This is a genomic window from Blautia sp. ZXY-1-B12 (assembly GCF_056339915.1).
The window spans coordinates 1-5,469 of sequence record NZ_JBWJVP010000055.1; the positions used below are offsets into that span (position 1 = coordinate 1).

General features: G+C 39.5%; 5 protein-coding genes and 2 pseudogenes. 1 reads left to right on the top strand and 6 read right to left on the bottom strand.

Features of this window, described 5'->3' with window-relative positions; translation table 11 throughout:
• The 4 genes and pseudogenes from AC075L_RS04230 to AC075L_RS04245 form a co-directional block, all read right to left on the bottom strand.
• A partial coding sequence (locus tag AC075L_RS04230; RefSeq protein ID WP_476387178.1) for a response regulator occupies nt 1-824 on the bottom strand: 824 nt, incomplete at its 3' end.
• An 80-nt stretch (nt 825-904) separates the two neighbouring features.
• Nucleotides 905-1,559: pseudogene (locus AC075L_RS04235) on the bottom strand (ATP-binding response regulator); the annotation flags it as partial.
• Entirely contained in the window at nt 1,532-1,678 is a 147-nt protein-coding gene (locus AC075L_RS04240; protein WP_055053682.1) for a DUF6440 family protein, read from the bottom strand. The pseudogene AC075L_RS04235 and the gene AC075L_RS04240, both read right to left, overlap by 28 nt.
• A 68-nt stretch (nt 1,679-1,746) precedes the next feature.
• Nucleotides 1,747-2,370 (bottom strand): alpha/beta hydrolase, encoded by a 624-nt coding sequence (locus tag AC075L_RS04245; RefSeq protein WP_055053643.1) that lies wholly within the window; start codon nt 2,368-2,370, stop codon nt 1,747-1,749.
• A 421-nt stretch (nt 2,371-2,791) separates the two neighbouring features.
• Here AC075L_RS04245 and AC075L_RS04250 point away from each other — a divergent pair, with 421 nt between their 5' ends.
• A complete protein-coding gene (locus tag AC075L_RS04250; RefSeq protein WP_055053642.1) occupies nt 2,792-3,859 on the top strand; it encodes a formamidase in 1,068 nt (355 codons plus the stop codon).
• A gap of 479 nt (nt 3,860-4,338) precedes the next feature.
• On the opposite strand, the pseudogene AC075L_RS04255 reads toward AC075L_RS04250, so the two are convergent.
• Together AC075L_RS04255 and AC075L_RS04260 are read right to left on the bottom strand one after the other, a co-directional pair.
• Nucleotides 4,339-4,987 (bottom strand): annotated as a pseudogene (locus AC075L_RS04255) (flavodoxin family protein).
• A gap of 137 nt (nt 4,988-5,124) precedes the next feature.
• Nucleotides 5,125-5,469: hypothetical protein (locus AC075L_RS04260; protein WP_476387179.1), on the bottom strand; the 345-nt coding region annotated here is incomplete at its 5' end.

Genomic DNA, 5,469 nt, shown 5'->3' on the forward strand with positions numbered 1-5,469 from the left:
GGATAGCCCTTTCCATCCCATCTTTCATGGTGCCATCTGCAGATTTCCCATGCGGTATGTACCAGTGGATGATCTTGTGGAAAGTCCATGTCCTTAATTATATCCGCGCCAAGTTCACTATGGGTTTTCATAATCTTAAATTCTTCAACGGTAAGTCTGCCTGGTTTATTCAATATTTCTTCCGGAATACGAATCTTACCAATATCATGAAGGGAAGAAGCAGTTGTAATCAAAGCAATATCTGCCTCTGTCAAAGGATAAGCATCTGTTAATTTTACCAGTTGTCTCAGCATCATCTCCGTTGCTGTTTTAATATGCAGGATGTGTTCTCTGCTCTCACTGTTACGGGATCCCAATATATTACTCATAATTCGGATCATGATATCATTATTTTCTTCTTTTTCGTAAACCTGATCATAAACCACATTTATCAGATGCTTTTGGTTCATATAGAGGCCCAAGGTATTCTGAACTCTTTTCTTTACAATCACAGAATCAAACGGTCGTGTGATATAATCTGTGATTCCCAGCTCATATGCCTTACGCATAGTATCAACAGCATCTTCAGAAGATACCATGATTACAGGAATTTCAGCAATACACTGGCTTCTTTTCATTATTTTCAAGACTTCAAAACCATTCATCTGTGGCATATTGAGGTCCAAAAGCATCAGATCAATTTCAATATTTTCTCCTATCATCTGGATTGCCTGATTACCATTTTCAGCTTCCAGATAATTATAAGTTTCTCCGAGAATCTCCTTCAATATGTCCCTGTTTAATTTTGAATCATCTACAATCAGTATTTTTTGTCTTTTATCCATATTTTTTATTACCTTTATCCTTGTGGATTTTATGATGTTCCAAACACCTGGTCAAAGACAGCAAGTATTGTTTTTATATCAATTGGGATAGATTTCGCATCCTCTCGATCCATTTTTCTGATTCTGCGGGTAGCTTCCAGCCCTCCCATTTTGGGCATCATCAGATCCATCAAGATCACATCAAAGTATCCGGGTTCTGAATTCTCAAAGATTTCTACAGCTTCCCGTCCATTCCATGCCTTTGTCACTATCATTTTTTCTTCTTACAGCAGAAACTCAGCAATTTCCATATTCAGCTCATTGTCTTCCACCAGCAGAACCTGAATTCCCTCTACTGAACAGTTCTGATACATATGAAATTTCTTTTTCTGTTCCTCTGCAGAGATTTCAAAAGAAATATGGAGAATAAATTTGGTTCCTTTTCCCTGTATGCTCTCAAAGAAAAGTAGTTCCTCCCTGCAGTTCTATCAGTTTTCTGGAAATGGCAAGTCCCAGACCGGTACCTGCATATTTTGTTCTGGCTAACTGTCCTTCCTGGGCAAAAGGCTCAAATGCCCTTTTCTGAAATTCCTCACTCATACCGATCCCGGTATCTGTACAGGTCAGTTCATATTCCGCAGTGGTATCCGTATAGGATACCTCACGACAGGTAACTGTCACAGAACCGCCATCATGATTATATTTTACTGCATTACTGCCGATATTCATCAATATCTGCTGGTGTTCAGCACCGGAGAAACTACAGGTTTTTCATCTCTGTCCAACAACGGAGTCATTCCTCCCGTATATCCTGATGCATGAAACACATAGTTTACTCCCGTTTCCCTGTCCACCCAGATTTCCATTACATTCATGGTTCCTTGTGAATAGACTTTTTCGAATCTGTCATTTTTCCCATTCAAACACCCTCCAGCTTTAAATATTAGTTCTTCTCGTGATTCAATATCCAGGCAAATGCTTTTGCTGTTCTCATATCCGGTTCCCGGTAATGATTACCCGAATTCCATTCCAATGTACAATCTACGCCACATTCTTTAAGCCAATCATACCCGCTCCGGATGCAGTTTCCGACCTGAGCCATAACCGGATTTCTCGTCTTTTCCTCTCTGTCACCCAGACTCAGATAAACAGTTTTGCTCTTAATCTCATGTTCCCTCATATAATCAATAAATCCAGGAAACCAGACAGACGGAGATACAGCAGCGATTCCTGTAAAAATATCCGTTTGGTATGCTGCCCATAAGGAAAACAGTCCTGCCAAAGAATATCCGCCAATATAGTATTTCTTCTTATCTGAACAAAGCGTCAGTATTTTCTCCAGCGTTTTAACTGCGCCTCCACCAAAATCGTCATCCTTAAATACAGCCTGAGCCTTCCACGGCGAAAGATCATCGTTCCAGTCATCAATTTCCACTGCGATATATTTGAAATCCGCGGAAGTTAACCTATGTATTTCCCTCACCTCGTTTTCTATCCATGGAAGTTCGTGTTTCCCGACAGGCTGGATCAGAACAGTATCCGATTTTCCAAATTCATGCGTTTTCATCCGCGCCTCCATCATACGTTAATTGATATTTGTAGTATAGCATTTTACAATACTACAATCAATGCATGAAACCTGAAGGTTTTTCAATCCTTTTATCCATGAATACACCTACAAAAGCTTTTTTCGTCGGTATTCTCTATTCCTCAAAAGTACACAGAAACAGACCATCATTCATATTTCTCATTATGAGAAAGAAATGTCAAAAATACAGAAACAAATATTATATCGATTACTCAGGAATTCTAGAGCTTATCCAACTTGCAAAAAACATGTTGACATTTTCTAAAAATAGTATATAATCAAAAACAATCAAAGACAAGGACGTCACGTGGGTTATCCCATGTGGCGTTTTTTTATGCAACAGATAATCATTCTGATCATATCTGTCTCTGATAAAAAATATATCACAGGAGGAATTATTATGGGAAGTATTGGAAGTATCAACAAACCGAGCAAGGGATTTTTGGTAGCAGCAATTCAGATGCCTGTACCAATCATTAATTCACGTGCAGATATCGACAAACAAGTAAAAGAAATTGTTCGTACTTTACATGCAACAAAAGCAGGTTATCCTGGAGCGGAACTGATCATATTTCCAGAATATAGTACCCAGGGGCTGAACACTTCAAAATGGCTGACGGAAGAATTTTTGTGTGATATTCCCGGAGCTGAAACTGAAGCTTTTGCAAAGGCTTGTAAAGAAGAAAAGGTCTTTGGTGTATTTTCTATTATGGAACGTAATCCAGATCCGACAAAAAATCCATATAACACAGCAATCATTATAAATCCGGACGGTGAGATTTGTCTGAAATATAGAAAACTCTTCCCATGGAATCCTGTTGAACCGTGGTATCCCGGTGATCTGGGAATGCCTGTATGTGAGGGACCTGGAGGTTCCAAACTTGCAGTATGTATCTGTCACGATGGAATGATTCCGGAACTTGCAAGGGAAGCTGCCTATAAGGGATGCAACGTATATATCCGTATTTCCGGTTATAGCACACAGGTTAATGATCAGTGGATCCTTACCAACCGCTCCAATGCATGGCAGAACCTTATGTATACTGTTTCAGTTAATCTTGCAGGTTATGACGGAGTTTTCTATTACTTTGGCGAAGGACAGATTACAAACTACGACGGAACTGTTCTTGTCCAGGGACAGCGAAATCCGTATGAAATCGTTACTGGTGAAATTCATCCAGAACTTGCAGATCAGGCCAGAAAGGAATGGGGCCTTGAAAATAATATTTATAATCTCGGTCATCGTGGTTATGTTGCAAAGCCAGGCGGAGAATCTGACAGTGGCCTGACCTATATTAAAGACCTTGCTGAAGGAAAGTATCATCTTCCATGGGAAGACGATATGGATATCAAAGACGGAACAATTTATGGATATCCTACAACAGGCGGACGTTTTGGTACTGAACCTTCACCTGATCCCTACGGAATCCATGAATATAAAGGAATTGATTATCATACAAAAAAATAAGCTTACAAAACTCTTATAATCATATTAAGGTCTGCCGTTTACACCTTTCCGTGCAAACGGCAGACTTCTATACCTACAACATGTTTTTACGGTACATCCTGTTCCTCAAAAAGTGAATTCGAATTCACTTTTTTACTCTCTTCTTACTTGACACAAGAAATAATCCCACTGACATGACACGCAATATCTACAAGTTTTGTCAGCAGGATTATGGTTTTTACTTTGCGGAGAATACTCCACTTATCAACCATGCCCATTTGACATATTCGATCCAACAATAATATAACATCAATAAGCAGACCGCAGCTGAATCTTAACTGATCTTGTTGTTTTTCAGATCCGAATATCAGTCCTGTAGCCCATCCGCAGACAAACCCCCCCCTTCCATCACCTTACCAGTCAGCTTTCCTGTATTATTTTATCAGTCTTTTTCGCTACGGACATTTCAATGCCAAAAACTTCCAATTAAAGCCATCAGCTTAACGTAACGTATCACTTCGCTTAATAAAATTGGTACAAGCATTAGTTTCTGTTTCCGGATACAGAATACCACTCTCTCTTCCAAGTTTAAAACAACGCATCATCCAAATCATGTTTCGTGCAAGATTCCGCATAGTCCTGCATACCTTCTTCATCCTGAGACGCTTCCTCTCCATAAAGTCCATGCACCATGTTCCAATAGGTAGAACCGGCGACTGGCATCTGCGCAATCCCAAAATATTTATTGATTCCATCAAGCGCTGCTGTGGTTCCTCCTCTTCTCGCCACTGCAACAGCAGCACCCGGTTTAAATTTGAAAGCGTCATAACCTCCAGCACTGTAAAAGGCTCTGTCCAGGAAATCATAAAGGCGTCCACTTGGATGTGCAAAATATACTGGTGTTGCAAATACAAAGCCATCTGCTGTTTTAGCCTTTTCAACAAATTCATTCACACCATCATCTTTAATCACACACTTTCCTGTTTTTTGACAGACATTACATTGAAGACAATCTGCTATCGGCTTTCCTCCAAGCTGAACAACCTCTGTTTCTACTTCTTCTGAATGAAATACTTTGATCATTTCTTCCAAAGCTGCCATTGTTGTTCCATGCAGATGACTGCTTCCGTTAACAAGCATTACTTTCATTTAATTCAATCTCCGTTGATTTTTCTATCAATTTTGGCAAAGCACCACGTCCATAGGATATAATCTACCGCATGGACATAAGCGCACGTCTTGCTGTTTTTTTTTGATACAGTTCCAGATTTTTTACGCTTATCTTTTTACTCATTTTCTTCCAAATCTTCCCATGGTTTCAGCCCCATTTCTTCCCAGGTGACACCATACGGTGCACCTCCGGAGGTATAACCAGCAATAAAGAAAAATCGGTCATCCTGCAAGATTTCTTCTTTGGTCAGATTATCTCTTGCTTCTTTTTTCCGTTTTGCTCGCTTCTGCTGCTTCTTTTGTTTCGCAACAGCTGTTTTTTCTTCAGGAGCTTTCCTTTGTTTTTTGGTATTTAATGTTTCTATTGTAATCCCATCCTTAATATCTTTCAATATACGAGATTCATATCCTAAGACACGTTTTTCAACAACTTTATAAAACTCTTCGTATTCTGTTTTAGG

Coding starts and splice junctions, on each gene's coding strand:
- AC075L_RS04240 (WP_055053682.1), bottom strand. CDS start 1,678: ATGAATGTAATGGAAATCTGGGTGGACAGGGAAACGGGAGTAAACTAT.
- AC075L_RS04245 (WP_055053643.1), bottom strand. CDS start 2,370: ATGAAAACGCATGAATTTGGAAAATCGGATACTGTTCTGATCCAGCCT.
- AC075L_RS04250 (WP_055053642.1), top strand. CDS start 2,792: ATGGGAAGTATTGGAAGTATCAACAAACCGAGCAAGGGATTTTTGGTA.